A 24,798-nucleotide genomic window follows, 5' to 3' on the forward strand; every position below is an offset into this window, starting at 1 on the left:
TCCGACGATCTGCCCCTCCACGCGACGAACGACACGGTCGAGCGCGCCGGGCGCCACCCCTGCTGCGGCGGGTCTGCCCATTCAAATCCCGTCACACTTGTAACTCCCACCGCGGCACTTCATCGCCCTACCCTGCCTCACGATCCGCAAGCAACAACACGCCGCCCTGGCGCCACAGACTGACAAAGGAGACGAGCAATGACCAAGCACACCGCAATGAAGACCCCACCAATCGTTTCACAGCAGGCGTGGGAAGCCGCGCGCGAAGAGCTGCTGGTGAAGGAGAAGGCGACGCTACGCGCCAAGGACGCGCTGGCCGCTGAGCGCCGGCGCATGCCGTGGATGGAAGTGGACAAGGCCTATGTGTTCGAGGGACCGAACGGCAAAGCGAGCCTGCTCGATTTGTTCGAAGGCCGCCGCCAGTTGATCGTCTACCGCGCCTTCTTCGAGCCGGGGGTCCATGGCTGGCCCGATCACGCTTGCCGCGGCTGTTCGCTCGGCGCCGACCAGGTCGGCCATCTCGCCCACCTCAACGCCCGCAACACCACGCTTGCCTATACCTCGCGCGCACCGCAGGCCGACATTGCGCGGCTGAAGAAGCGGATGGGCTGGGTGATGCCCTGGTACACCATCACTGATAGCTTCGACAAAGACTTCGGCGTCGACGAATGGCACGGCCACAACGTGTTCATCCATGACGGCGACCGGGTATTCCGCACCTATTTCATCAACAGCCGCGGCGACGAGGCGATGGGCACCGTGTGGAGCTACCTCGACGCAACGCCGCTCGGCCGCCAGGAGATCTGGGAAGACTCGCCCGAAGGCTATCCGCAGACCCCGCTCTACAGCTGGTGGAACTGGCACGACAATTACGACGCCGCACCCGACCAGAAATGGGCCGAAGTGTCGGCTGCCGGCGAAGCGGCATTCCGGGACAAGGACGGCCAGTAAAAACCTGTCGGGAAAGGGTGGCGCACGCTCATCCAGCTTGATTTCCTCTCCCTCACGCGGTGGGGGAGAGGAACCCAAGTCCTGGTCTCGGCACCGCCATGACCATCAAGGAAAAGACCATGAGCAATCCCCATTCTGGTACCAGCAGCGAGACCCCTGAAAACATTGCCTCTCTCGGCATCGCCGACTGGCTGTGCCTCGCCGCGGCACCCACCTTCGCCCTGATGACGCTGTTCACCTGTATCCAAGGTGGCGATGCGGCCATGTTGTGCCTAGGCGCCAATTCCACACCGCTGACCAGCATGCCGGTGATGTATCTCCTGATGAGTGCCTTCCATCTGGCGCCCTGGCTGAGGGTGATGTCCGGCCGGCCGGTCCAGCAATGAAGCTGGCCAGGCTGAGGGCGCCGGGTGGCTTGGTCAACCTCGAACTGGTCGAGGAAGACCGTCCCCAGCCAGGACCGGGTGACGTGCTGGTCAGGATCCGGGCCTGCTCGTTGAACCTGCGTGACGATTTCGTCGTGCAAGGCAAGGTGCCGTTCGCCGACGGCCGCGTTCCGCTATCCGATGGCGCGGGCGAGGTGATCGAAGTTGGCGATGATGTCGATGCATTCAAGGCCGGAGACAGCGTCGTCAGCACCTTCTACCCCTGGTGGCTGGGCGGTGACATGACGCCTGACACCAGGCGCGACATTCCGGGAGATAGTTTTGACGGCTTTGCGAGCGAATATGTGTGCATGCCGGCGCACGCCTTCACCAGGGCACCAGTGGACTACACGCATTTGGAGGCGGCAACGCTCACCTGCACGGGCGTCACCGCCTGGCGCGGCCTGGTTGTGTGCGGCAAGGTGAAACCCGGCGACACGGTGCTGGTCCTCGGCACGGGCAGCGTATCGCTGTTCGCATTGCAATTTGCCAAAGCCGCCGGCGCCCGGGTCATCGCCACGTCTTCCGACGAGCAGAAGCTGGAAAGGCTCAGGCGCCTCGGAGCCGACGCCGTCATCAACTACAAGGCCGTGACGGACTGGGGCCAAAACGCCAGGGATTTGACGGATGGACGCGGCGTCGATCACGTGATCGAGGTCGGCGGCCCCGCAACGCTTACGCAGTCGATAGCCGCATGCCGAACAGGCGGCCACATCGCCCTGATCGGCGTCCTCACCGGCTTTGCGGCGGAAGTGTCGATACCGGCCTTGTTTTCGAACCAGATCCGCATCAGCGGGATTTCGATTGGCAGCAGGGCGGACCAGGAGGACATGATCCGGGCCATGGAGGTCAACCGTCTGAAACCCGTCATCGACCGCAGTTTTGCGCTTGAGGACATCGCCGCAGCCTTCACGCACTACGAATCCCAACGGCATTTCGGCAAGGTCTGCCTCGAACTTTGAGCGCCCCAAAGCGGCAACCCCCGCAACCGAACCGCGCCGCACATCCATCAGCAACGGCTAATTGACAGCCCAGAGGAAACGGCGCCGACTGGCTGAACAGGTGGATCGCACAACAGGCGGGCGATATCGACCGCCGGCGCCGCCTTGGGGAGGATGCCATGCCAACCGTAGTTGGCCATCACAACATCACGAAGGACAGCAAGCACTGGCTCAGTTCACCCAAGCGTAAGGAGCTTTTCGGCGCTCTGGGGATCACCAACATCCGCACGTTTGTCGATCCGCAGAATCCGAAACGAGTGGCCCTGATGATGGACGTCCCGGACATGGATGCCCTTGCGACAATGATGCAGAGCCAGAAGGCCGCTGACGCGATGGTCTACGATGGCGTGGTGCCGGAATCGCTGGTGATCCTGGTCGAAGCCAAGGGTTAATGCGCGTCGCCTGAATCCGTTTCAACGCGACGCGCTTTAATGCAAGTGGCGGAGCTTGTCGGGGTTGCGCACCACATAGATTGCCGCGATCTTTCCGTCTTCGATGTCGAGTGCGGTCGTCTGCAGTTCGCCATCGGCTTCCAGCGTGATGAAGCCGGGCAGTCCATTGACGAAACCGACACGAACAAGCGTCGAGGCGTTCTTCTGCAGCCATTCCGCCACACGCGCGTATTGCTGCATCACGGCATCGAACCCCAGGACCACTTCCGTGGCTGCCGGACGCTTCCCGCCGCCATCGGCATGGGCGCTGACATCGGCCGAAAGCATCGCGCCAAGCGCCTTCATGTCGCCGCTGCGCGAGGCAGCGAAGAAGGCCTCGGCGAGCTCGAGGCCGCGTTGCTTTTCCACCTTGAAACGCGGTCTCGCCTGGCGGACATGGGTGCGTGCGCGGGCAGCAAGCTGGCGGCAGGCAGCGGGTTCGCGCTGGATGGCGGCGGCGACCTCGTCGAATCCCAGCCCGAACACATCGTGCAGCAGAAAGGCCGCCCGCTCGAGCGGCGAAAGACGTTCCAGCACCAGCATCATCGGCAGAGTGACGTCGTCCACTTCGTCCTCTTCCACGACGGGATCGGGAAGCCAGGGGCCGACATAGGTCTCGCGCAGGCGGCGCGCGGATTTGAGCTGGTCCAGGCAAAGCCGCGTGACGGTGCGGCGGAGGAATGCCGCGGGCTCACGCACCTCGCCCCGGTCGGCCCTCATCCAGCGGATGAAGGCCTCCTGCACGACATCCTCGGCATCCGCCACGGAGCCAAGCATGCGGTAGGCGACGCGCATCAGCGTCGGACGCAGCGGGTCGAACGCCGCCGCCGCGTGCTCGGTCGCTGCGCCCGTCATCAGGCGGCCGCCGCCTTGGCCGCGGATCTTATCGCCGCCGGATCGGCCCAGCCACCGAACCCAACCGCAAGGCGGTTGTAGCCGTTGATCACATTGATCATCAAGGTGAGCTTGACCTGCTCTTCCGGCGTGAATTCGGCCTCCAGGGCCTCGTAGGCGCTTTCGTGCGTATGACCCTCGCAAATCCGCGTCAGCGCCTCGGTCCAGCCGAGCGCGGCGCGTTCGCGGTCGGTGTAGCAAGGCGCCTCGCGCCACGCCGACAGCAGGTAGATGCGCTGCTCGGTTTCGCCGTCCTCGCGCGCAAACACCGTGTGCATGTTGAGGCAATTGGCGCAGCCATTGATCTGGGATGCACGGATCTTCACAAGCTCGGCCAGGCTGGGCTCGAGGCTGGAGGAAATGGCGAAGGATGCGCGCTGCCATTCCTTCATCAGCGAGGGGGCAGTGGCGAAGAGATCAAGTTTTGCGGTCATGATTGGCTTCCTTCTGTTGGTGCCGACCTCATGACGAGTCAGGATCCGCCAGTGTGACATTCACGCCAGGTTTTTGTCGCCAGCCAGCGCGAGAGATCGCCCCGGCACCTGGTATCGGCCGTCGGCGACGCTTGCCTAGGTCGCGATATCGTTGACTGGCAGCAATGGCTTGGGGAGGTCAACCTCACCAAGCCCGGTGCGCAGTTCGATCTCGATGTCGCGACAGATTTGCGAGATCGGAACATCGTTGGCGTTGCCCTCGAAAGGGTTGGCACTGCTCTCGCCGACCTGGTCGAGAGACATGTATGCCCACCCCAGGAGTGTGCTGAACGGGATCGTGAGCCAGATCGCGATCGGGCCGAGTGCGCCACCCAATTTGCCCATGTCGGCAAAGACTGGAACGACGCCAAATGGCAGCAAGGTGCAAAAGATCATGACGAACAAGGAACTGACGATGGCGTATTGCCGGGGATATGGATTGTTCTTGATGCGGTCGCAGCGCGCCTGCTGATCATGGAAGTCGCGGATCAGCTTGATGAGTTCGACATAGACCTGCGGAGGGATTTTGGCGTCCTTGAACAACGCATTGACCTGGACCGATTGCATTTCAAGCAGGATTAGCGCTGGACGAGGCGACTTCAGGACGTCGTTGGCTTGTTCGCCCAACAGCGGACGCAGTTCGTCGGCGATCGAGCCCGCATCCTCCTGGATATGGTAACGCCGCCGGAATTCGACATTGGCCGCCCGCCCCATGGATTCCCACGGCATCGGCCGCCGCAGGGCGAACCGCAGGGCCGTCAACCAGGCGAGATGGCGGTAGATAAGTTGCCTGGCTGTCGGCACATCGTTGAAGTCCCTGGAGAAATTGGACCACAACCGGCTGCTGGCTGTAATTTGCGCAAAGGCTTGCAGCGCTTCACTGCTGCGGGTGAATACCTGCGAATTCTTGAACCCGGCAACGAGTGACACGGTGGTGCCGAGCACGAGCACGACCGACCATGGCACCGAAAACCCGGCGATGCCCGGCAGGCGGTAGGCCGCCACGGCCAGTGCGCTCACCACCACCATGTAGATGACACTGCCCCGCGACCAGAGAGCGAAATCTACCACCTTGTAGGAACGGCCTACATACATCGGGTGCCCTCGAAAGCGTGGACGACAAGCGAATCAAGCCATCACGCCTAGCATACCGTTTGCTCACCATGAATGGCCGTCTTGGCATGAAGCCGACTGTTGCGAGGCCGATTTCCCAAAGCGCGTCGCGTCCAATCTTACCAAAAACATGGGCACGGGGTCGCCCCCGTGCCCATGGCTTTTCACCTATCTCAATTGCACTTCGGCTTGGCGCTGTTGCAGGCGTCGACCAGTTCGGCCGGCGGATCCTTGTGGAACACGGTCTTGAAGGACTCCAGCACGTTAGACTGCACCACCGGCAAGGACTGGACGCCGACCCAGGCGGGCGTGGGTTCACCAATCAGCGCCTTCATCATCGCCAGCGCTTCGGCGACGCCCTGGTCATAGGGACGCTGCGAACCGGTTGCCTTCAGCGGCCCACCCTTGGCGATTTCGATCGCCGACTGCAGGCCGAGATCGACAGTGGTGATCGGAATGTCGATGCCTTGCGCGCGCATCGACGACAGCGTGTCGAGCGCCGGCTGATCCCACACCGCAAACAGGCCCTTCACATCGGGATTGCCGGTGAGGAAGTCGCCGGCGATCTGCGACACCTTGGAGGGATCGGTGAAATCGACCTGCTTCATGACGATGTCGGGCCGGTTCTTCTTCATCCACTCGCCAACGCCCTTGGTGCGCTCGTTGGTGCTGAAATAGTCGACGCCGAAATTCACCAGGCCGATCGTGCCGCCCTTCGGCATGCAGGAAGACAGGATCTGCGCCGCGATCTGGCCGTTGCCCTGGCTGTCGGCCGAGATCATCGAGGCAAAATCCTTTGGAGATTCGAGGCCAACCGGGATGCTGTCCATGAACACCAGCTTGATGCCGGCCTCGCCCACCTTCTTGTAGGTCGGCGCGGTCGCAGTGAAGTCGACCGGGATGGAAATGATGCCGTCGGGATGCTGCTGGATGGTGTTCTCGATATCGGCGATCTGCTTGTCGACCTGATATTCGGCGGACGCGACGCCGGTCACGGTCACGCCATACTTGGCCAGCGTTTCGCTGATGCCTTGCACCTGCAGTTGCGACCAGTCGAGGTTCACCGTCTGCATGGAAATGCCGACCTTGAATTTGCCGGCCTTGACCTTGGCGGCCTGGTCGTCGCTCAATTTCAGCTCGTCGGGCGAGGCTGCCTTTTCACCGTGCGGGCCCTGGCCGACAATGCCCTTGGGACCGAGCGTGGCCATGTCGACGCCGGTAACGCAGGTTTCCGGCGTTTGCGCGAGGCTTATGGACGTCGACAGCGCGAACGCGCTGGCGGCGATGCTCAATCCTAGGAAAAGCGAGTGGATTCGTGCCGAGTGCTTCATGACTTTCCTCCGTTGATCGTTGACGTCTCTGGTGCCGTTTGGAGCCGGCAATTTTCTGCTGATATCCGCGGGCGCGCGCCTTACCTCCTCGTGAAGGCGACCGCGGCGACGATGATTGCTCCCTTGATGACGAGTTGCAGCGACGAGCTGACGCCAAGCAGCACCAGCCCATTGTTGAGCGTGCCGATAATCAGGCTGCCGAGCAGCGTGCCCAGCACGAAACCGCGACCGCCGAACAGGCTGCAGCCGCCGAGGATCACCGAGGCGATGACATCGAGCTCCATGCCTTGCACGACATCGGGCCGCGCCGCGTGCGAACGCGCCGACAGGATCAGCGATGCCAGTCCGGCGAGCGTTCCGGTCAACACGAAAGCCAATGTGGTGACCTGCTTGATATGGACGCCGGAATAGAGCGCCGCAGTCGGGTTGCCGCCCGCCGCATAGACGCGCCGCCCATAGACGCTGTAGTGGAGCAGCAGGATGCCGGCGATGGTGACGCCAAGCGTCCACAAGATCGGCGCCGGGATGCCCAGCACCGAGCCTTCGCCGAAGATCGCGAAATAATACTCATTGGTGATGATGACCGGCTTGGTGTTGGTGACCATCAGCGCCAGGCCGCGCGCGCCGCTCAACGTGCCCAGCGTCACCAGGAAGGATGGGATTTCGAGGCGGGTGGTCAAGACGCCGTTGATCAGCCCGATCAGCGCCCCGGTGCCCAATCCCGCCACCGCGCCGACGACCCAGTTGTTGGCGACGAAAGCCATGGCCAGCGACGCGCTCATGCCCGAAAGCGCCAGCGTCGAGGCGACGGACAGGTCGATCTGCCTTGAAATGATGACGAACGTCGTGCCGACGGCAATGATCGAGACCAGCGTCGTCTGGCGGCCGATGTTGAGAAAATTGTCGATCGACAGGAACCAGGGCGACGCCAGGCTGAAAACGATCAGCATGACGGCGAAGGCGACGTAAAGCATATAGGGTCGCTCGCCCTGAAGCAGATGCTGCAGCGCCGAGCGACCTCCTGGCTGCTTGGCGGAAGCTCCCCTTGCCATTGGTGGATTTGCCGGGCTTTGGGTGTCGGTCATGCCGCGTGCTCTTCCGATGGCTGCGAAAGTTGAATGAGGTGATGGAGATCCTCGGCGCTGCCGAATTCCCGTCTCGAAATCGTCTCCTTGATCCGGCCATCGACGACGATCGAGACGCGATCGCAGAGCTGAAGCAGTTCGGAAAGATCCGAAGACACCAGCATCACACCGCTTCCCGCTGCGGCCGCCGCACGAATGACGCCGTAAATCTCCTCCCGCGCACCGACATCGACGCCAACCGTCGGCTCGTCGAGCAAAAGCACGCGCGGCCGTGGCTCGTTCCATTTGCCGAACACGACCTTCTGCTGGTTGCCACCGGACAGGTTCTTCACCGTGGTCGATGCGCCCGGCGCCTTGACGGCCAGCCGGTGCATCGCGGCGTCGGCGTGCTCGCTCGCCGAGCGACGCTGCAACCAGCCCAGGCGCGAGAAATACGGCAGCCGGGGCAGGGTCAGGTTGCGCTCGATCGAATGTTCGAGAACCAGGCCTTGGAGGTGCCGGTCCTCCGGCACCAGCGCGATGCCTCGCCGTATCGCCCCGGCCGGATCGGTTCTGTTCAGCGAAACGCCGTCGAGGCTGGCATCGCCCGACTGGACGGGCCGCAGCCCGAAGATCGTCTGCAGGATTTCGGTGCGTCCGCTGCCGATCAGGCCGGCAAGGCCATGGATCTCACCGCTGCGCAGTTCGAGATTGGCCCGGTCCAGCCTGTCATTGCTGACGCCCCTCAATTCGAGCACGGGCTTTTCAGGTGAACCAGGGCGAGCCGATGACGGCAGGCTTTGCCCGGTTGCCCTGTGGTCCTCCTTCAGGACGGCGTGATCCGGCCCGACGATAGCGCCGACCAATTGCCTCATATTGGTCTGCGACGTGACAAAGGTTCCGGCGTTCTGCCCGTCGCGGAACACGGTCACCCGGTTCGAAATCCGGAAGACCTCATTGAGGCGATGCGTGACGTAGATCACCCCGACGCCCCGCGCGGCAACAGCACGGATCGCCTCGAACAGGATCTTCTCTTCATCGTCGGTCAGCGCCGAGGTCGGCTCGTCGAGGATGAGCAGTCGAACGTCGCCCATCAGCGCCTTGGCGATCTCGGTCATCTGGCGATAGGCAAAGGGCAGCGACCCGACCAGGGCGCGAGCATCGAGCGGGATATTCTGAGACTTGAGGAAGGCTTCGGCCTGCGCCACCAGTTGGCGTTTTTTCAGGAAGCCGAAGCGGGTCTTCGGCTCTCGTCCCAGCATCAGATTGTCGGCAACCGAAAGCGATTCGACCAGGCTCAGATCCTGGTAGACCACCGCCACGCCGGCACTGCGCGACTGGGCGGGCGAAGCGAACGAGACAGGCTCGCCATTGATCGCGATCGAGCCACCATCATGCACGTGGACGCCGCTTAGAATCTTGATCAGCGTCGATTTGCCGGCCCCGTTTTCACCAAGCAGGGCGTGCACTTCACCGGATTTGATTTCGAGACTGACGCCGCGCAGCGCATTGACACCGCCGAACCGCTTGCTGACGCCCTCGACGCGCAGCAAGGGAGTCCCGGACGATGGCGAAATCGAACCCTGTTCGATCATGACGCCTGCATTTCCTTCCGTTGACGCGTCCCCTACCCCGATCGAGATTGTCTTTTGAGACTTCTCTTACTTTTTTTGTGACTTTTCCATCAGGCCGGCGAAATGTCAAACGGAGTCAGGCGGCAGTTGGAATGATTCCGGCCCTACCTCCCCATGTTCGGTGATGACGGCGTCGAAACCGTCCATCGGCGCGAAGAAGGCGCGCTTGAGCTTGCCGATCTTGCTGCTGTCGACGACGAGGTAGTTTTCGCGCGCCAGGCCCATCACCTTCTGCTTCACCACCGCCTCGTGGAAATGCTCGCAGGTGGCGCCGCGTTTGGCATCGACGCCGGCGGCCGACAGGAAAGCTGCATTGATGCCGACGCTCTTCAAAATGTCGAAGTCATGCGTGCCCGAGAAGGACGCCGAGGCGGGATGATAGACGCCCCCCAGCATGATGATCGTCACATTGGCTTTGCGGGTCAGGCGCTCCGCGACATTCATGGCGTAACATATTGCCGTTATTCGATAATCATCTGGAATGAGGTCGATCAGATGGATCAGCGTCGTGCCGCAATCGATGAAGATCGTCTCGTCGGGCCGAATTTTCCGCACCGCGTGCAGGCAGGCTTCGCGCTTTGCCGCCGCATGGCTGTCGGCCGCGGTCGCCAGTTCGTAAGGAGCGTCGGTATCGATCTCCGCCGCCGCCAATATGTGCCCACCGAGAAAGGCGATCTGTCCCTGATTGGTGGCGATATCACGCCGCACCGTCATCTCCGAGACGCCGAGCAGCGTCGCCGCTTCGCTCAGATGGATAACCCGCCGTTCCGATAGCAGATGGATCAGCCGGGCTGTCCTTTGCGCTTTGCGAGCAGTCATGCGTTGGGCCTGTCGGTCACCTGAAATGTGACGAATTTAACAACCGCTGCCATTCAGTTGCAAGCGCGGTGTGTGGATTCGCCCTGCGCTGGCCGACGGACATGCCTGCTTATAAGGCTCTCGCCTGTCTTGGACCGATCGCGCAGACAATCAGGCCTTGGCGGATTTCCCCGCCCCGAACCGCAGACCGTCCATCAGCAGCGACACCAGCCGGCGTGAGCGGTCGCGCCATTGCGGGGTGTCGGGTGCCGAATAGATGCCCGACAGTGCGTGCAGCACGTCGGAAGGGTCGACATCGCCGCGGATCGTGCCCTCGGCCACCGCCGCCTCGACCAGTTGCCGCAAGGCCTGCGAGACGCGGCCTGAGGTATCGGAAAACAGCGTCGAATTGGTGGTGAGCAGAATGCGCAGGCTGGTCGCCAGGCCGCGCTTGGTGGCGACATAGTCGACGAAGCGCTGCATCCACTGCTCCAGCGCGACATCGGACGGGTATTTTCCGGCGAGTTCGCCGGCAGCCGCGCACAGCGCCTCCGCCTCGCGCCGGTAGACCACCTCGACCAGATGCTCGCGCGTCGGGAAATGCCGGTAGAGCGTGCCGATGCCGACGCCGGCACGGCGCGCGATCTCTTCCAGCGAGGCGTCGATGCCACGCTCGGCAAAGACGGCGGCCGCCACCTCGACCAGCCTATCACGGTTGCGCTGCGCGTCGGCGCGCAGCGGCTTGGCCTCTTCGACCTTCTCTTCAGCGATGGCGGACGACTCGGCGGCCAATTTTTTCTCCACGGTGTGGCGGGGGGCTTGAACCCGGCCGGGTCAGCCCCCACGTAATAAACGGAGGCGCCTCCGTTTTAGTGGAGCACCTTTATCATATAATAAGGCGAACCGGTATGTCACGTGCTGAAAGTAGCCTCCCCCGCCCGCTGGAGGTCGGTGAAGACCGATGAGTGCTATCTCCCCATACGAGGAGATTAGCCAACCTGACCGCAAGGTAACCTTGCTCTTCCCCGGCAAGGCACCAGATCATTCCCATTCGCGTCAAGCAATTGGAGCCAGACGCCCATGACCAGCCTTCCCCTCGCTCTCACCATCAACGGACACCGATACGAACTGGAGGTCGATCCACGCGTCACACTGCTTGACCTGCTGCGCGAGCGGCTTGAGCTCACCGGCACCAAGAAAGGCTGCGACCGCGGCCAGTGCGGCGCTTGCACGGTACTGGTCGATGGCAAGCGCATCAACTCCTGCCTGGCGCTGGCTGTCAGCCATGACGGCGCCAAGGTCTTGACCATCGAGGGTGTCTCCCATGGTGAAGACCTGCATCCGGTGCAGGCCGCCTTCATCGCCCATGACGGCTTCCAATGCGGTTTCTGCACACCGGGTCAGATCATGAGCACGCTCGGCCTGATCGCCGAGGCACAGGCCGGCGACGATCCCGAGCGCATCCGAGAGGGCATGAGCGGCAATCTCTGCCGTTGCGCTGCCTATGGCGGCATCGTCGAGGCCGTCCTGGAAGCCCAGGAACAACTGGCCAAATCCGATCGGAGGACCGCAGCGTGAAGAACTTCGATTATGTCAGGCCCACTACCATTCCCGACGCCATTGCGGCGGCGGCCGAGCCGGGTTCGGCCTATCTCGCCGGCGGCACCAACCTGCTCGACCTGATGAAGGGCGGGGTCACCAGCCCCGAGCGTATCGTCGACATCTCGCGCCTGCCGGAACTCAACCGCATTGAGCTGTTGGCCGATGGCGGCCTGCGCATCGGCGCGCTGGTGCGCAATGCTGACCTCGCTCATGATCCAGAGTTCGCCAGATCCTATCCGGCGGTGGCGGAGGCCTTGCTGTCGGGCGCCTCGGCTCAGCTTCGCAACGCCGCCACCGTCGGCGGCAATCTGCTGCAGCGTACGCGCTGCAGCTATTTCTACGACACCGCCAGCGCCTGCAACAAGCGCGAGCCGGGCGCTGGTTGCGACGCGCTGGGTGGCGAGAACCGGCTGCACGCCGTGCTCGGCTGGAGCGACGCCTGCATCGCCACTCATCCGTCGGACTTCTGCGTGCCGCTGGTGGCGCTCGACGCCGTGGTCGAGATCGAGGGCAAAAAGGGCCGGCGTCATGTGACGCTGGAGGAATTCCACCGGCTTCCCGGCGAGGCGCCGCAGCGGGAGAATGGGCTGGAGCCCGGCGACCTGATCGTTGGGGTGCGCCTGCCGGCGGAGGCCGCCTCCTTCTCCGCCAATGCCCGCTATCTCAAGGTACGCGAACGCACCTCCTATGCCTTCGCTGTTGTCTCGGCCGCCGCTGCCCTTGTCGTCGAAGGCGGCAAGATCCGCCAGGCGCGGCTGGCGCTGGGCGGGGTAGCGGCCAAGCCATGGCGGGCGCGTTCGGCGGAAGCGGTCCTGCTTGGCGCCGATGCCGACGAGACGAGCTTCGTCCGTGCGGCGGACGCCGCATTGGCCGATGCCAGTCCCTCCGGCGACAATGCGTTCAAGATCGAACTCGCACGCCGCATCGTAGTCAGGGCGCTGATGTCTGCCCTGGCGGGAACGCCTGGACGGCTGCCAGCCCTTCCTGCCTCCCCATTTTCCTCCATTCCCGGAGTGCGCCATGACGCTTGAACTCGGCCTCAATCAACAACCCGCCCATCTCCGGCAGGGCTCCAGCATCGGCCAACCGCTGACCCGCCGCGATGGTTTTCTTAAGGTCACCGGTGCCGCCCGTTACGCCGCCGACAATCATCCGCCCGGCATGCTCTACGCAGTACTGGCGGTCAGCAGCATCGCGCGCGGCCGCGTTGCTTCACTGGATGTCGAGGCGGCCAAGGCGCACGGGGGCGTGGTCGAGGTGATGACGCCTCAGAACCGGCCGCCGCTCGCCACCGATCCGGATGCCAAGAACAATCCCTTCATGTTCCGGCTCGACTTGTTGCAGAACGACCATATCCGCTACCCGAACCAGACCATCGCCGTGGTGATCGCCGAAACGCTGGAGGCGGCGACCGAGGGGGCGGCACTGCTGTCGCCGCGCTATGAAGTGCAGCCAGCGCGCGTTGGCCTCGACGGCGCCGAAAGCTTTGTGCCGGGCGGTGTCGGCATCGGCAGTCCTGCGGTGCACCACAAAGGCGATGTCGAGGCCGGTCTCAAGTCGGCAGCGACGCGGATCGAGGCGACCTACGAGACGCCGGCCCAATACCACAACGCCATGGAGCCGCATGCGATCGTCGCCGCCTGGGATGGCGACAGCCTGTCGATCGACACGCCGAGCCAGGGCCTTGCCATGGCACAGGGCCGCATCGCTGGCCTGTTCGGCATCGCGCCGCAAAATATCCACATCCGCAGCCCTTTCCTGGGTGGCGGCTTCGGTTCCAAGGGCATGATCTCCGGGCCGCAGGTGCTGGGCATTCTGGCGGCGCGTCTCGTCGGTCGTCCGGTCAAGCTGGTGCTGCGGCGCGAGCAGATGTACGGGCCTGCCGGCCATCGCGCGCCCACGCGCCAGACCTTGCGCATGGGCATGGACAGCGAAGGGCGGCTGACAGCGATCGACCATCACGCCAAGACCGCATCGAGCACGTTCGACGATTTCTTCGAACCGGCCGCCGATGCCTCGCACACGCTCTATGCCAGCCCGGCCATCGCCACTTCGCACGAGGCGGTGCGGCTGGACACGGGCACGCCGCTGTTCATGCGCGCCCCGGGTGAAGCCACCGGCTCGATCGCGCTGGAGAGCGCCATCGATGAGGCGGCCGCGGCCTGCGGCATGGACCCGCTGGAGTTTCGGCTGCGCAATTATGCCGAGGTCGAGCCGATGACTGGCAAGCCGTTTTCGTCCAAGGCGCTGCGCCAGTGCTACACGCAGGCATCAGAACGCTTCGGTTGGCAGCGCCGTCCGCTCCAGCCGCGCCAGATGCCGGACAAGGATGGCTTTCTGACCGGCTGGGGCATGGGCACGGCGACCTTTCCGGCGATCATGTTCCAGGCTGAAGCGCGTGCGGTGCTGAGGGCCGACGGCAGCGGCCTGATGGAGACCGGCGCGCAGGACATGGGGCAAGGCGCCTGGACCGCCTTCGCCCAGATCGCCGCCGACGGGCTGGGGCTCGACATCGACCAGGTCGATTTCAGGGCCGGCAGCTCCGACCTGCCCAACGCAGGCATTGCCGGCGGCTCCGGCCATACGGCGACAGCCGGCATGGCGATCCACAATGCCGGAGCCGCCGTCATCACCAGGCTCGCCGATCTCGCCACCGGCAATGAAGCCTCGCCGCTGTTCGGCGCCGGCAACGAGGGCGTGCTGGCCCGTGGCGGCCGCCTCTACCGGCGCGACGATGAAAATCGCAGTGAAAGCTACGGCGAGATCCTGGCGCGTGCGGGGCTCGCCGAGATCGATGGCCGAGGCGCGGGAACCCCAGACCCGGCCTCGCGGGAGGCCTATGCCATGCACGCGCATGGCGCTGTGTTCGCCGAAGTGAAGGTCGATCCGGATTTCGGCCAGATCCGCGTCACCCGACTGGTCGGTGCCTTTGCCGCCGGGCGGGTCATCAATCCGCGGCTTGTGCGCAGCCAGTATTATGGCGGCATGATCTGGGGCGTCTCCTTCGCGCTGCATGAGGAGGCCGTCACCGACCGGCGCTCGGGCCGTATCCAGAATGCCAACCTCGCCGAATACCATGTCCCGGTGAATGCCGACGTGCCGTCGGTCGAGGCGCTGCTGGTCCACGAGGACGACCCTTACGTCAACGCGCTCGGCATCAAGGGCGTTGGCGAAATCGGCATCACCGGCACAGCTGGCGCCGTCGCCAATGCGGTCTGGCATGCAACTGGCGTGCGCCCCCGGCGCTTTCCAATCCGGATCGAGGAGCTGCTGGGATGACGAGTGATCCGTGTAGCGGACAGAAGACCAGTTGCCTGGCTTTCCAAACGGCGAATGCCCGGAGCGAAAGCGAAGGGACGGACAGCTGGGAGATTCGGTAGGTCTGCCGGCTGTCCTAGCCTGCCCAAAATCAGCTCAATCGACTTCGCGTCAAGCAACTGGAGCCAGACGCCCATGACCAAAACGACAATTCCCGTCCATCTCGACATCAATGGCAATCGCCACACCCTGCAGCTCGAGCCGCGCGTCACGCTGCTCGACGCCTTGCGCGACCGGCTCGGCCTGACCGGCACCAAGAAGGGCTGCGACCACGGCCAGTGCGGCGCCTGCACCGTCCATGTCGACGGCGAGCGCGTGCTGGCCTGCCTGACGCTGGCCGCGCAGGCCGAGGGCCGCACCGTCACCACCATAGAGGGGCTTGCACGGGAGGGCGAACTGCATCCCGTGCAGGCTGCCTTCCTCGAGCAGGATGCCTTCCAGTGCGGTTATTGCACTCCCGGCCAGATCATGTCGGCGGTCGCCTGCATCCGCGAGGGCCATGCCGGCTCGGACGAAGAAATCCGCGAATACATGGCCGGCAATCTCTGCCGCTGCGGCGCCTATCCGCACATCGTCGCCGCTGTCCGCCAGGCCGCCCTGGAGGTCCAGTCATGAGAGATTTTTCCTATCTGCGTGCCGGCTCGGTCGATGCGGCGCGCCAGGCCGCCGCCCTGCCGGGCGCCATGCTGCTCGCCGGCGGCACCACGCTGATCGATCTCGCCAAATGCGGCGTCGCCGAGCCCGACAGCCTCGTCGACATCACCCATCTCAAAGGGCTGGACAAGATCGAAGTGAGCGAGCGTGGCGCCACCATCGGCGCATTGGCAAAAATGGGCCATGTCGCCGACCATGCCGATATCAAGAGCCACTTTCCCGCCGTCTCCGAAGCCCTGTGGCAGGCGGCTTCGGCGCAGATCCGCAACATGGCGACAATCGGCGGCAATCTGATGCAGCGCACGCGCTGCCCCTACTTCCGCGATCCGGCGAATTTCCCAGCCTGCAACAAACGGGAACCCGGCAGCGGCTGTTCGGCTATCGGCGGTGTCACTCGGGGACACGCCGTACTCGGCACCAGCGAAGCCTGCATCGCCATGTATCCAGGTGACCTCGCCACCGCGCTGGTCGCCTTCGACGCGATCGTCCATCTCGGTGAGCGTCGGGTTTCGGTGGACGATTTCTTTCTGTTGCCCGGCGCCACGCCCGACAGGGAACACGCGATCGAACCGGGCGAGATGATCACCGCCATCGAGATCCCCAACTCCGCCGCCGCCCGGCGTTCCACATACCTGAAGATCCGCGACCGCCAATCCTATGAGTTCGCCGCGGCAAGTGCTGCTGTCGGCATCGAGTTCGAGGCTGACGGGCGCACCATCCGGGATTTGCGTGTGGCGCTGGGCGGCGTCGCGACCAAACCGTGGCGGGCACGGGCAGTGGAACAGGCGCTGAAAGGCAAGGTGCTGGAGCCGGACGCCGTCCGAGGCGCCAGCCTGCTCGCCGTCGAAGGCGCCGTCGACAACGGCGCCAACCACTACAAGATCGAACTGGCGCCGCGCGTCGTCGCCCGCGCCATCCTGAAAATGGGAGAAACCGCATGACTGTTCACAACATGAGACATGGTGATGCGTCCGATGGCGGCGCCGACGCCGTTGGCGGCCGGCTGTCGCGCGTCGACGGCCCGGCCAAGATCACCGGCTCCGCGAAATATGCCGTCGAGCAGCAGCTTGAAGGGCTCGCCTACGCCGTGCTGGTCGAAAGCACGGTTGCATCAGGCAAGGTGCGCTCGATCGATACCGCCGAGGCCGAGGCAACGCCCGGCGTGCTCAAGGTATTGACGCCGGACACCATCATTAGCCTCAGGACCGCGGCGGACTGGTTTGGCACGCCGCCGCCGGACAAGCCCTATTGCCCGTTGGCGCGCGACATCACCTTCTCAGGCCAGCATGTCGCCGCGGTAGTAGCGGAAACCTTCGAGCAGGCGGTTGCGGCCGCTGCGCTGGTCAAAGTCAGCTATGACGAGACCCCCTCCATTGTCGACCTCAGCGACGCCAAGGCCGGCGACGGCATTCCGATCGATGCCATGACCAAGGAATGGGGCGACGCCCAGGCAGCCTTCGCCTCGGCTCCGGTCCGGATCTGCGCCGCCTACAACACGCCGCGCGAATACCAGGCGCCCATGGAACCGCATGGCCTGATCGCCCACTGGGAAGGCGACAAGCTCACCGTATGGGAGCCGAGCCAGTGGCTGGACGGCATGGCGCGCACCTATGCCGAATGGTTCGGCGTGCCGTTCGAGAATGTGCGGCTGGTCTCGCCCTATATCGGCGGCGGCTTCGGCTCCAAGGCGCTGGCGCTCAGCCATGGCGCGGTGGCGGCAAGTGCCGCCAAGATGCTCGGCCGGCCGGTGAGGCTGGTGATGACGCGGCCGCAGACCTTCACTGGCTACGGCGGGCGCGCGGCGACACGCCAGACGGTGACGATCGGCGCCGACCGGCAAGGAAAAATCCAGTCGATCGTGCATCGCGGCATCAATGAGACGTCGATGGACGGCATGTGGGTCGAACCGCTCGGATCGGTCACCTCAATCATGTACGCGACGCCGAATTTCTCCTCGAAGCAGAATGTCGTGCGGGTGAATTCGGTGGTGCCGGGCGCCATGCGCGCGCCGGGTGAAAACCCCTCGGCCTTCGGCATCGAGAGCGCCATCGACGAACTCGCTTACGAGGTCGGCATCGATCCGCTGGAGATCCGCCTGAGAAACTATGCCGAGCAGGATCCGCACGCCAAAAAAGCCTGGTCGACCAGGCAGTTGCGCGAGGCCTTTGCCGCAGGTGCAGAACGCTTCGGCTGGGCCAAGCGCACGCCCGAACCGCGCTCGATGCGCGACGGCAACCAGTTGATCGGCTGGGGTGTCGCCGCGGGCACCTATCCGGTGCGGCGCGCCTATGGCGAGGCGATCGTGCGCATCCTCGCCGACGGCTCGGTCGAGGTCGAAAGCTCCTCGATCGACATGGGCCAGGGCACCTACACGATCCTGGCGCAGACCGCCGCCGAGACGGTCGGCGTGCCGGCCGACAATGTCGTGGTGAAGCTCGGCGACTCGCGCTTCCCCCGCGCCGGCGTCGCCGGCGGGTCGCGGCTGGCCGGCGTGATGACCGGCGCCGTCTACAAGGCGGCGACCTCGGCGCTCGATCAGTTCGTCGGGCTGGCGATCAGCGATCCGCGCTCGCCGTTCCACGCGCTGCAGGCCAACACGCTGATGGTCGCCAATGGCCGCATCTCATCGCCGCGCGGTGACGGTCCCGATCTCTCCATAGCCGAACTGCTGACCAGCGTCGGCCGCGACCACATCGAGGCAACCGGCGACACCATGCCGGCCAACTCGACGGCGCAGGATCGCTACAAGAACTACACCACCATCGCCATGGCGCTGCCGCATACGGAGGGCGACTATTCCCGCCACAGCTGGTGCGTGCATTTCATCGAGGTGCGCGTCGACGAGGATTTCGGAACGGTGCGCGTGTCGCGCGTCGTGTCGGCGCTGGATTCGGGCCGGCTCTACAACCCCAAGCTCGCCGAAAGCCAGTGGAAAGGCGGCATCATCATGGGCATCGGCCAGGCGCTGCTCGAGGAAGGCATCGTCGACCGCCGCCATGGCCGCATCGTCAACAACAACCTTGCCGACTATCTGGTGCCGACCAACGCCGACATTCCCGACATCGAGGTGATCTCGGTCGGCATTCCCGACCTGCATTCCTCGGTGCTCGGCGGCAAGGGCGTCGGCGAGCTCGCCATCGTCGGTGTGGCACCCGCAATCGCCAACGCGGTTTTCCACGCCACTGGAAAACGGGTGCGCGACCTGCCGATCACGCTGGAGAAGCTGATCTAGGGGGCGACGATCTCCCCCCTTGCGGGGGAGATGGCCGGCAGGCCAGAGGGGGGTACTGTCCCGCCGGCATCTCAACCCAATCACAATCGCGCCGTCCAGTGATTTCCGGTTGAAGGTGGTAACCGCGAAGTTTGGCGATCCTTCCCACCCCCCTCTGCCCTGCCGGGCATCTCCCCCGCAAGGGGGGAGAGTGGCAGCTCCGCCATCTTCGCCGATCACCACTCCAGCCCGAACACCAGCTTGCCGAAGTGCAGGCCGCCGGCGGCCATGTGGGCGTAGGCTTCGGCCGCGTCGTTCGGCGAAAACACCTTGGCGACGACCGGCTCGATCCCAGCTGCACCGATGGCGCGCGCGGCATCGCGAAGGTCGGACACAGATCCGGTGTTGTTGCCGACCACCCTCAGCGCCTTGATGATGATCGGCAGCAGATTGACCGCGGCCTCGGCGCCGGTGACGAAGCCGATGGTGAACAGCGTGCCGCCGGGCGCGGTGGCGTTGATGGCGCGGGCGAAGGTCGCGGTGCCGCCGGTCTCGACGACGAGGTCGGCACCGAGGCCGCAGGTCAGCTCCAGCACCTTGCCGTCCCAGTCGGGCGTCGCGCGGTAGTTGATGAGATGATCGGCGCCGAGTGCCTTGGCCCGCTCCAGCTTCTCGTCCGATGACGAGGTGATGATGACGGTGGCGCCGGCGGCTTTCGCAAGCTGCAAGGTAAAGATCGAGACGCCGCCGGTGCCGAGCAGCACGACGACCGAGCCCGGCCCGACATCGGCGGCGCGGATGGCGTTCCAGGCAGTGGTGCCGGCGATCGGCAGCGTCGAGGCCGCCTCGAAGGAGAGATGCGCCGGCACCGGCACAACCGAATTGGCCGGCAGCGCGACATATTCGGCCAGCGACCCCTGCAGCGAGATGCCGCGCATCTGCGTCATCTCGTAAGGGCGCGGCCGGCCCCCGATCCAGCGCGGCTTGGCGTGGGCGACGACGCGATCGCCGACGGCCAGTCTCGTAACCCCCTCGCCCAGCGCGACGATCTCGCCGGCGCCGTCGGCGACTGGGATGAGCGGAAAGCTCGGTCCGGGATAATTGCCGCTCGCCACCGCGACATCGACGAAATTGAGGCTCGCCGCACGCTGGCGGATCAGCACCTCGCCGCGCTGCGGTTCGGGGGTGGCAATGGTGGCGGTGCGGAAGGCATCCAGCCTGGGCTGGCTCAGTTCGATGGCTTTCATGGTTTCACTCCGGTGGGAATATTGATGGGTTGAGTGAACCTATCTGCTGCGCTATCTCTGGATAATCCTTGCCTTTTGCATTTGAGTACTGTGAATCATGCAGCAATCGCACGAACCCTTGGCCCTTGCCGAAATGGCGGCCTTCGCGGCGATCGCCGAGGCGCGCTCCTTCACCAGGGCGGCGGCGCGTGTCGGGCGCGACGCGACCATCCTGTCGCGGCGCCTGCAATCGCTGGAGGAGCGGCTGGGTGTCAGGCTGCTCCATCGGACGACGCGCAGCGTGTCGCTGACCGAAGCGGGTGCCGAATTCCTGGTGCGCGTGCGCGCCATCCTCGCCGCCGTCGACGAGGCCGAGGCCGCCGCGTCGGCACATGCCGGCCGCCGCCCGCGCGGCCTGCTCAGGCTGGCGTTGCCCGGCACGTTCGGGCGCATGTGGATCGGGCCGCTGCTGCCTCAATTCCTTGCCGAATTTCCCGATGTCCGCATCGAGGCAGAATTCTCCAACCGCTTCGTCGATCTGGTCGCCGAGAGTTTCGACGTCGCCGTGCGGCTCGGCGCGCTGGAGGATTCGCGCCTGGTGGCGCGCAAGGTGGCGACGCGACGCCGGCTGCTCTGCGCCGCCCCCTCGTATCTCGCCCGAAGCGGCAGCCCGGAGACACCGCACGCGCTGCTCGAACATTCCTGCCTCGGCTTCAGCGGCTTCCAGACCTTTCCGGCCTGGGAGATGACCGACCGCGAGGGCCGGCACGTGCGCGTCGAGGTTTCCGGGCCGTTGGTCTCCGACGATGCCGAAGTGCTGGTCGAGGCTGCCGTGCAAGGCGTCGGCCTGATGATGAGCACCGACTGGCTGGTCGGCCGCGAGCTCGCCGACGGCCGGCTGGTGCCGATCCTGGAGGACTGGACGCTGGCCGACGAAGGCGCGGTCTATGTCGTCACGCCCTCAGCCAAGGGACAAGCCGCCAAGACCCGCGCCTTCGCGGACTGGATCGGCCAGCGCTTCGCGCCGGAGCCGCCCTGGCTGCGGTGAGGCCGCCGGTCTCCCACAAAAGGGGGAAGATTACACGGTCCTCCCTACTTCCCCTGCTGCTTCATGAACTGGCTGAGCAGATCGACCGGCAGCGGGAACACAACCGTGGACGAGCGCTCGCCGGCGATGTCGTGCAGGGCCTCGAAATAGCGCAGCTGCATGGCTTGCGGCTCGGCGGCCAGCATCTTGCCCGCCTCGACCAGCTTGGCCGCCGCCTGCTGCTCGCCATCGGCGTTGATCACCTTGGCGCGCCGCAGCCGCTCGGCCTCGGCCTGCTTGGCGATGGCGCGGATCATGCTCTCGTTCAGGTCGACATGCTTGATCTCGACATTGGAGACCTTGATGCCCCAGGCATCGGTGCGCTGGTCGAGGATCTCCTGGATATCGCTGTTGAGCTTGTCGCGCTCGGCCAGCATTTCGTCGAGCTCGTGCTTGCCGAGCACCGAGCGCAGCGTGGTCTGCGCCAGTTGGTTGGTGGCGGCCATGAAGTCCTCGACCTGGATGATCGCCCGTTCGGCGTCAACGATGCGGAAATAGAGCACCGCGTTGACCTTCACCGAGACGTTGTCGCGCGAAATCACGTCCTGCGGCGGCACATCCTGCACCACCACCCGCAGATCGACCTTGACCATCTGCTGGATGAAGGGGACGAGGATGATGAGACCGGGACCCTTGACCCCGGTGAAGCGGCCGAGCGTGAAGACCACACCGCGCTGATATTCCCTGAGGATGCGAATGGCCGCGGACAGGAACATGACGACGACCAGCGCCAGCAATAGATAGGCCACGTAACCGATGCTCATTTCTTTGCTCCATTCCTTCCGGCGTCGCGCCGCCGCACGGTCAATACGAGGTCGCTGATGTCGGTGACCTCGACGCTGTCGCCGGGTGCGATGGGTTCGTTGGCCTTCGCCCGCCAGCGCTCGCCCTGGGCCAGTACATGGCCCTCGCCGCCCTGCCAGTCGAGAATCTGGGCCGACAGTCCGCGCATCGCCTCGCCGCCGACACGCGGCAGGCTCTTGCGCGCCGCCCAGACATAGGTGCCCGTCAGCAGCGCCAGCCCAAGCGTCAGCGCGGCGGCGGGACCGATGACGGCCCATGACACGGCGAAGCCCGGACCTTGGGTCTTGAGCAGCACGGTGGCGCCAAGCAGAAAGGCGGCCAACCCGCCGAGTCCAAGCACCACGGTGGGGTTGAAGGCCTCGACGACGAGGAAGGCGACGCCGAGCAGCATCAGGGCAAGGCCGGCATAGTTGATCGGCAGGAGATTGAGTGCATAGAGCCCAAGCACGAGGCAGATGGTCCCGATGACGCCGGGAGCCACCGCGCCGGGGCTGGTGAACTCGAAGATGATGGCGTAGACGCCGACCAGCATCAGGATGATGGCGACGTTCGGATCGGTGATGACGGAGAGAAGCTGGATGAACCAGCCGGGTTCCAGCGTCTCGACCGGCAGCCCTTTGGTCGCCAGAACCACTTTCCTGCCCGCCACATCGACGGTCCGCCCATCGGCCAGTTGCAACAACTCGGTGGTGTCGTGGGCGACGAAGTCGATCACATGTTCCTGCAGCGCCGCGTTGGCCGAAAGGCTCGCCGCTTCGCGCACGGCTTTCTCGCCCCAGTCGCCATTGCGCCCGCGCAGTTCCGCCAGCGAGCGGATCAAGGCAACCGCGTCATTGGTCACCTTGGCCATCATCGCGTCGCCTGCCGGCCGCCCGGTGGCGTCCTTCTCGTCGCCCTTGTCGTTCTGGTCGCTCTTGTCCTTGTCGCCGCCGGGAAGCGACGGCAGCCCGCCCATCTCGACCGGCGTCGCGGCGCCCAGATTGGTGCCGGGCGCCATCGCCGCAACGTGGGTGGCATAGAGGATATAGGTGCCGGCGCTGGCGGCATGGCCACCGGCCGGCGCGACATAGCCGATGACCGGCACCGGTGAAGCGAGGATATCGGCGATCATCTCGCGCATCGAGGTGACCAGCCCGCCGGGCGTATCGAGTTGAAGGATGAGTACTTCGGCGCCCCGCTTGGCGGCTACATCAAGCGCTTCCTCGAGTTGCCTGGTGCTTGCCGGCCCGATGGCGCCGTCGATCGCGACGCTCAGCGCAACCTTCTCGCTCCCGGCCGAAGAGAAGGGAGAAAAGACAGCTGCGGCGACGAAGGCCGCGGCAAGAAGGGCCACCCGCGCGAAGGTCACGCTCAAAGCTCCGTGGATTCAATATGGGTTGTATTTTGGCGAAGTCCAAGAGGAGAGCGACGTCGGCGATTGCGAACGCGGCTGAGCGCACAATCCCCGTTGTGGGGAGCTATTCCGGCGACGGGACCGGCGGCCGCGACGTCAGCGCGGTGCCGAAGGCGGCGGCAATCACCGCGGCGATGCCGGCCAGTTGCGGCGCCGTCAGGCTTTCGTGCAGGAACAGGAAGCCGGCCAGCGCGCCCAGCCCGGGCTCGAGGCAGGTCAGCGTGCCGTAGATGCGAGCCGGCATCCGGGTCAGCGCCACCATCTCCAGCCAGAAGGGCAGCGCACTGGAGAACAGCCCGACGAGCAGCGCGCTGGTCAGGATTGACGGTTCGAGCAGCGCGGTTCCCGCCTGTGCCACGCCGAAGGGCAGCACCAGCACGGCTGCGATCGCCATGCCATAGGCTGTGGTGCGCGAGCCGAGTTCAGCACCCGCCTTCTGGGCGAGCACGATGTAGAGCGCCCAGAAGCCGCCGGCCGCCAGCGCCAGCATCACCCCGGTCGGATCAAGTGGCTGCAGCGAATGGACGAGAGGCGACAACAGCACGATGCCGGCCACAGCCAGCCCGATCCAGGCAAAGTCCCTGGCACGCCGCGAGGTCAACGTCGCCACCAGCAGCGGACCGGAAAACTCCAGCGCCACCGCGATGCCGAGCGGAATGGTGGCGAGCGCGGCGTAAAACAGAAGGTTTAGCGCGCACAGCGTCACGCCATAGGCGAGCAGCCATGGCATGGTGGCGCGCGACGGCCGCATCTGCCACGGCCGCAGCACCGCGATCAGCATCAGCGCGCCGACGACCAGCCTGAGCGTCGTCGTGCCCTGCGCGCCGATCAGCGGGAACAGGCCCTTGGCAAAGGTGGCGCCGATCTGGATCGACACCATGGCGCCCATCAGCGCGGCGATCGGCAAGGGCGCCGCTTCGCGACGGGCAACCGGCGTCGATGTCACTTTGGCTCATCCTCCATGCCGCCGGACCAAACCCGCCTGGCGGCATCGCGATAGGCCGAACCGGCCGGCCTGTCGTGAGACAGCGCCGACGTCTTGATAGGGCAAGGCGCCGGCAACCGCCAACCGGTCACTGATGTCGCCAGCCTCGATGCCAGCCGCAGGCCGGTCTTGACGTCGACGATCTCCGGCCTGGCGCTGTCGACCGTGCCGTCCCAGCCACCGCCGAGTGCCTTGTTGACAGCGATTGGTCGCCAGAAGGACGCGGCTTTGCAGCAGTGTTCAGTGGCGATTCAGCAGGCTGCTACGACGTTGACCACGAAAAGGCCGGCAGCCATGCTGCATCGCGCAAAACTCAATGTTTCCAATTCATCCGCTGTGGATCTGGGGTAGAAATTATATAGTACGAATATAGACTTCCGAGTTTCGCGAACGATTTAAGAAA

General features: G+C 64.8%; 24 protein-coding genes. 12 read left to right on the forward strand and 12 right to left on the reverse strand.

All coding sequences use genetic code 11. The features are described from left to right. Positions 1-198: 198 nt before the first annotated feature. From AC07FD_RS10280 to AC07FD_RS10295, 4 genes are all read left to right on the forward strand, one after another. Positions 199-951, forward strand: coding sequence for a DUF899 domain-containing protein (locus AC07FD_RS10280; RefSeq protein WP_478349744.1), 753 nt, complete (start codon positions 199-201; stop codon positions 949-951). 119 nt (positions 952-1,070) lie between these two features. Beyond that, complete coding sequence (locus AC07FD_RS10285; protein WP_478349781.1) at positions 1,071-1,337, forward strand: hypothetical protein; 267 nt, start codon at positions 1,071-1,073, stop codon at positions 1,335-1,337. Further along, positions 1,334-2,338: a zinc-dependent alcohol dehydrogenase family protein gene (locus tag AC07FD_RS10290; RefSeq protein ID WP_478349745.1), complete on the forward strand. Its 1,005-nt coding sequence runs from the start codon at positions 1,334-1,336 to the stop codon at positions 2,336-2,338. Before AC07FD_RS10285 ends, AC07FD_RS10290 begins: the two co-directional genes overlap by 4 nt. Positions 2,339-2,496: 158 nt before the next feature. Next, positions 2,497-2,769, forward strand: a complete 273-nt coding sequence (locus AC07FD_RS10295) for a hypothetical protein (RefSeq protein ID WP_478349746.1) — start codon at positions 2,497-2,499, stop codon at positions 2,767-2,769. A gap of 36 nt (positions 2,770-2,805) precedes the next feature. Here the strand turns inward: AC07FD_RS10295 and AC07FD_RS10300 are convergent, their stop codons facing one another. From AC07FD_RS10300 to AC07FD_RS10335, 8 genes are all read right to left on the reverse strand, one after another. Continuing rightward, positions 2,806-3,663, reverse strand: coding sequence for a sigma-70 family RNA polymerase sigma factor (locus AC07FD_RS10300; protein WP_478349747.1), 858 nt, complete (start codon positions 3,661-3,663; stop codon positions 2,806-2,808). Continuing rightward, positions 3,663-4,136 (reverse strand): carboxymuconolactone decarboxylase family protein, encoded by a 474-nt coding sequence (locus tag AC07FD_RS10305; protein WP_478349748.1) that lies wholly within the window; start codon positions 4,134-4,136, stop codon positions 3,663-3,665. The genes AC07FD_RS10300 and AC07FD_RS10305 overlap by 1 nt, the downstream gene beginning before the upstream one ends. 135 nt (positions 4,137-4,271) lie before the next feature. Next, positions 4,272-5,270 (reverse strand): bestrophin family protein, encoded by a 999-nt coding sequence (locus AC07FD_RS10310; RefSeq protein ID WP_478349749.1) that lies wholly within the window; start codon positions 5,268-5,270, stop codon positions 4,272-4,274. Positions 5,271-5,461: 191 nt separating this feature from the next. Next, on the reverse strand, positions 5,462-6,619 hold the full coding sequence (locus AC07FD_RS10315) for a substrate-binding domain-containing protein (protein WP_478349750.1): 1,158 nt from the start codon (positions 6,617-6,619) through the stop codon (positions 5,462-5,464). A gap of 80 nt (positions 6,620-6,699) precedes the next feature. Continuing rightward, on the reverse strand, positions 6,700-7,704 hold the full coding sequence (locus AC07FD_RS10320; RefSeq protein WP_478349751.1) for an ABC transporter permease: 1,005 nt from the start codon (positions 7,702-7,704) through the stop codon (positions 6,700-6,702). Then, positions 7,701-9,278 (reverse strand): sugar ABC transporter ATP-binding protein, encoded by a 1,578-nt coding sequence (locus tag AC07FD_RS10325; protein WP_478349752.1) that lies wholly within the window; start codon positions 9,276-9,278, stop codon positions 7,701-7,703. Before AC07FD_RS10325 ends, AC07FD_RS10320 begins: the two co-directional genes overlap by 4 nt. Positions 9,279-9,383: 105 nt before the next feature. Then, entirely contained in the window at positions 9,384-10,136 is a 753-nt protein-coding gene (locus AC07FD_RS10330) for a DeoR family transcriptional regulator (RefSeq protein ID WP_478349753.1), read from the reverse strand. Positions 10,137-10,286: 150 nt separating this feature from the next. After that, positions 10,287-10,907 carry a TetR/AcrR family transcriptional regulator gene (locus AC07FD_RS10335; RefSeq protein WP_478349754.1) on the reverse strand — a complete coding sequence of 207 codons (621 nt, stop codon included), beginning with the start codon at positions 10,905-10,907 and terminating at the stop codon, positions 10,287-10,289. A gap of 288 nt (positions 10,908-11,195) precedes the next feature. Between AC07FD_RS10335 and AC07FD_RS10340 the strand changes: the two genes are divergently transcribed. From AC07FD_RS10340 to AC07FD_RS10365, 6 genes are all read left to right on the forward strand, one after another. Further along, entirely contained in the window at positions 11,196-11,693 is a 498-nt protein-coding gene (locus AC07FD_RS10340) for a (2Fe-2S)-binding protein (RefSeq protein WP_478349755.1), read from the forward strand. Next, complete coding sequence (locus tag AC07FD_RS10345) at positions 11,690-12,748, forward strand: FAD binding domain-containing protein (RefSeq protein ID WP_478349756.1); 1,059 nt, start codon at positions 11,690-11,692, stop codon at positions 12,746-12,748. The genes AC07FD_RS10340 and AC07FD_RS10345 overlap by 4 nt, the downstream gene beginning before the upstream one ends. Beyond that, a complete protein-coding gene (locus AC07FD_RS10350) occupies positions 12,738-14,996 on the forward strand; it encodes a xanthine dehydrogenase family protein molybdopterin-binding subunit (protein ID WP_478349757.1) in 2,259 nt (752 codons plus the stop codon). The genes AC07FD_RS10345 and AC07FD_RS10350 overlap by 11 nt, the downstream gene beginning before the upstream one ends. Positions 14,997-15,170: 174 nt before the next feature. Continuing rightward, the gene (locus AC07FD_RS10355; protein WP_478349758.1) at positions 15,171-15,650 is read left to right on the forward strand and encodes a (2Fe-2S)-binding protein; all 480 of its coding nucleotides are present in this window, start codon (positions 15,171-15,173) and stop codon (positions 15,648-15,650) included. Then, positions 15,647-16,630 carry an FAD binding domain-containing protein gene (locus AC07FD_RS10360; protein WP_478349759.1) on the forward strand — a complete coding sequence of 328 codons (984 nt, stop codon included), beginning with the start codon at positions 15,647-15,649 and terminating at the stop codon, positions 16,628-16,630. Before AC07FD_RS10355 ends, AC07FD_RS10360 begins: the two co-directional genes overlap by 4 nt. Beyond that, positions 16,627-18,921 (forward strand): xanthine dehydrogenase family protein molybdopterin-binding subunit, encoded by a 2,295-nt coding sequence (locus AC07FD_RS10365; RefSeq protein ID WP_478349760.1) that lies wholly within the window; start codon positions 16,627-16,629, stop codon positions 18,919-18,921. Before AC07FD_RS10360 ends, AC07FD_RS10365 begins: the two co-directional genes overlap by 4 nt. 215 nt (positions 18,922-19,136) lie before the next feature. Here the strand turns inward: AC07FD_RS10365 and AC07FD_RS10370 are convergent, their stop codons facing one another. Continuing rightward, positions 19,137-20,147 carry a zinc-dependent alcohol dehydrogenase family protein gene (locus tag AC07FD_RS10370; protein WP_478349761.1) on the reverse strand — a complete coding sequence of 337 codons (1,011 nt, stop codon included), beginning with the start codon at positions 20,145-20,147 and terminating at the stop codon, positions 19,137-19,139. A 97-nt stretch (positions 20,148-20,244) separates the two neighbouring features. Between AC07FD_RS10370 and AC07FD_RS10375 the strand changes: the two genes are divergently transcribed. Then, positions 20,245-21,174: a LysR family transcriptional regulator gene (locus AC07FD_RS10375; RefSeq protein WP_478349762.1), complete on the forward strand. Its 930-nt coding sequence runs from the start codon at positions 20,245-20,247 to the stop codon at positions 21,172-21,174. 44 nt (positions 21,175-21,218) lie between these two features. On the opposite strand, the gene AC07FD_RS10380 is transcribed toward AC07FD_RS10375, so the two are convergent. The 3 genes from AC07FD_RS10380 to AC07FD_RS10390 all read right to left on the reverse strand — a co-directional run bounded on the left by AC07FD_RS10380 (position 21,219) and on the right by AC07FD_RS10390 (position 24,356). Beyond that, positions 21,219-21,977 (reverse strand): slipin family protein, encoded by a 759-nt coding sequence (locus tag AC07FD_RS10380; protein ID WP_095091267.1) that lies wholly within the window; start codon positions 21,975-21,977, stop codon positions 21,219-21,221. Continuing rightward, positions 21,974-23,365: an NfeD family protein gene (locus AC07FD_RS10385; protein WP_478349763.1), complete on the reverse strand. Its 1,392-nt coding sequence runs from the start codon at positions 23,363-23,365 to the stop codon at positions 21,974-21,976. The genes AC07FD_RS10380 and AC07FD_RS10385 overlap by 4 nt, the downstream gene beginning before the upstream one ends. Positions 23,366-23,474: 109 nt before the next feature. Beyond that, positions 23,475-24,356, reverse strand: coding sequence for an EamA family transporter (locus AC07FD_RS10390; protein ID WP_478349764.1), 882 nt, complete (start codon positions 24,354-24,356; stop codon positions 23,475-23,477). 168 nt (positions 24,357-24,524) lie between these two features. On the opposite strand from AC07FD_RS10390, the gene AC07FD_RS10395 reads away from it, so the two are divergent. After that, positions 24,525-24,746 carry a hypothetical protein gene (locus AC07FD_RS10395; RefSeq protein ID WP_478349765.1) on the forward strand — a complete coding sequence of 74 codons (222 nt, stop codon included), beginning with the start codon at positions 24,525-24,527 and terminating at the stop codon, positions 24,744-24,746. Positions 24,747-24,798 lie beyond the last annotated feature (52 nt).

The sequence above is a fragment of the Mesorhizobium waitakense genome (assembly GCF_056431085.1).

Excerpts from the sequence above, each read along its gene's own strand:
- AC07FD_RS10280 (WP_478349744.1), top strand. The coding sequence starts at position 199 with ATGACCAAGCACACCGCAATGAAGACCCCACCAATCGTTTCACAGCAG.
- AC07FD_RS10285 (WP_478349781.1), top strand. The coding sequence starts at position 1,071 with ATGAGCAATCCCCATTCTGGTACCAGCAGCGAGACCCCTGAAAACATT.
- AC07FD_RS10290 (WP_478349745.1), top strand. The coding sequence starts at position 1,334 with ATGAAGCTGGCCAGGCTGAGGGCGCCGGGTGGCTTGGTCAACCTCGAA.
- AC07FD_RS10295 (WP_478349746.1), top strand. The coding sequence starts at position 2,497 with ATGCCAACCGTAGTTGGCCATCACAACATCACGAAGGACAGCAAGCAC.
- AC07FD_RS10300 (WP_478349747.1), bottom strand. The coding sequence starts at position 3,663 with ATGACGGGCGCAGCGACCGAGCACGCGGCGGCGGCGTTCGACCCGCTG.
- AC07FD_RS10305 (WP_478349748.1), bottom strand. The coding sequence starts at position 4,136 with ATGACCGCAAAACTTGATCTCTTCGCCACTGCCCCCTCGCTGATGAAG.
- AC07FD_RS10310 (WP_478349749.1), bottom strand. The coding sequence starts at position 5,270 with ATGTATGTAGGCCGTTCCTACAAGGTGGTAGATTTCGCTCTCTGGTCG.
- AC07FD_RS10315 (WP_478349750.1), bottom strand. The coding sequence starts at position 6,619 with ATGAAGCACTCGGCACGAATCCACTCGCTTTTCCTAGGATTGAGCATC.
- AC07FD_RS10320 (WP_478349751.1), bottom strand. The coding sequence starts at position 7,704 with ATGACCGACACCCAAAGCCCGGCAAATCCACCAATGGCAAGGGGAGCT.
- AC07FD_RS10325 (WP_478349752.1), bottom strand. The coding sequence starts at position 9,278 with ATGATCGAACAGGGTTCGATTTCGCCATCGTCCGGGACTCCCTTGCTG.
- AC07FD_RS10330 (WP_478349753.1), bottom strand. The coding sequence starts at position 10,136 with ATGACTGCTCGCAAAGCGCAAAGGACAGCCCGGCTGATCCATCTGCTA.
- AC07FD_RS10340 (WP_478349755.1), top strand. The coding sequence starts at position 11,196 with ATGACCAGCCTTCCCCTCGCTCTCACCATCAACGGACACCGATACGAA.
- AC07FD_RS10350 (WP_478349757.1), top strand. The coding sequence starts at position 12,738 with ATGACGCTTGAACTCGGCCTCAATCAACAACCCGCCCATCTCCGGCAG.
- AC07FD_RS10355 (WP_478349758.1), top strand. The coding sequence starts at position 15,171 with ATGACCAAAACGACAATTCCCGTCCATCTCGACATCAATGGCAATCGC.
- AC07FD_RS10360 (WP_478349759.1), top strand. The coding sequence starts at position 15,647 with ATGAGAGATTTTTCCTATCTGCGTGCCGGCTCGGTCGATGCGGCGCGC.
- AC07FD_RS10365 (WP_478349760.1), top strand. The coding sequence starts at position 16,627 with ATGACTGTTCACAACATGAGACATGGTGATGCGTCCGATGGCGGCGCC.
- AC07FD_RS10370 (WP_478349761.1), bottom strand. The coding sequence starts at position 20,147 with ATGAAAGCCATCGAACTGAGCCAGCCCAGGCTGGATGCCTTCCGCACC.
- AC07FD_RS10375 (WP_478349762.1), top strand. The coding sequence starts at position 20,245 with ATGCAGCAATCGCACGAACCCTTGGCCCTTGCCGAAATGGCGGCCTTC.
- AC07FD_RS10380 (WP_095091267.1), bottom strand. The coding sequence starts at position 21,977 with ATGAGCATCGGTTACGTGGCCTATCTATTGCTGGCGCTGGTCGTCGTC.